The sequence below is a fragment of the Streptomyces turgidiscabies Car8 genome, assembly GCF_000331005.1.
GTDB lineage: Bacteria > Actinomycetota > Actinomycetes > Streptomycetales > Streptomycetaceae > Streptomyces > Streptomyces turgidiscabies.
This window is the reverse complement of record NZ_AEJB01000157.1, coordinates 1-1,014: the sequence shown is the minus strand read 5'-3', so window position 1 is coordinate 1,014 and position 1,014 is coordinate 1. Positions and strand designations below refer to the sequence as shown.

At 57.1% G+C, this 1,014-nt stretch carries 1 protein-coding gene and 1 rRNA gene; both read left to right on the top strand.

Annotated features, from left to right (window positions below; all coding sequences use genetic code 11):
* The coding region (locus STRTUCAR8_RS53715) for a hypothetical protein (RefSeq protein WP_206742938.1) at positions 1–192 on the top strand (192 nt) is incomplete at its 5' end.
* A 192-nt stretch (positions 193–384) separates the two neighbouring features.
* Positions 385–1,014: ribosomal RNA gene (locus STRTUCAR8_RS10000) — 16S ribosomal RNA — on the top strand; the annotation flags it as partial.

Genomic DNA, 1,014 nt, shown 5'->3' with positions numbered 1-1,014 from the left:
CGGAAAGGGAAACGCGAAAGCGAAAACCTGGAAAGCGCCGAGGAAATCGGATACGGAAACGGTCTGATAGAGTCGGAAACGCAAGACGGCAAGACGCAGGACAAGCTAAACAGTAGGACCGAAGGGAAACTGCCCGGAGGAAAGCCTGAGAGAGTTTCTCGGGTGAGTACGAAGGAAGCGTCCGTTCCTTGAGAACTCAACAGCGTGCCAAAAATCAACGCCAGATTTGTTGATACCCCGTTCTCGGCCATTCGGTCGGGGCGAGGTTCCTTTGAAGTAACACAAACACAGCGAGGACGCTGTGAACGGTCGGGCTTATTCCGCTTGACTGTTCCGCTCTCGTGTGTGTGCACCGGCTGTATTAATTTACTGGCCGAGTAAACATTCACGGAGAGTTTGATCCTGGCTCAGGACGAACGCTGGCGGCGTGCTTAACACATGCAAGTCGAACGATGAAGCCTTTCGGGGTGGATTAGTGGCGAACGGGTGAGTAACACGTGGGCAATCTGCCCTGCACTCTGGGACAAGCCCTGGAAACGGGGTCTAATACCGGATAATACCTTCCCTCGCATGGGGGTGGGTTCAAAGCTCCGGCGGTGCAGGATGAGCCCGCGGCCTATCAGCTTGTTGGTGAGGTAGTGGCTCACCAAGGCGACGACGGGTAGCCGGCCTGAGAGGGCGACCGGCCACACTGGGACTGAGACACGGCCCAGACTCCTACGGGAGGCAGCAGTGGGGAATATTGCACAATGGGCGAAAGCCTGATGCAGCGACGCCGCGTGAGGGATGACGGCCTTCGGGTTGTAAACCTCTTTCAGCAGGGAAGAAGCGAAAGTGACGGTACCTGCAGAAGAAGCGCCGGCTAACTACGTGCCAGCAGCCGCGGTAATACGTAGGGCGCAAGCGTTGTCCGGAATTATTGGGCGTAAAGAGCTCGTAGGCGGTCTGTCGCGTCGGATGTGAAAGCCCGGGGCTTAACCCCGGGTCTGCATTCGATACGGGCAGACTAGAGTG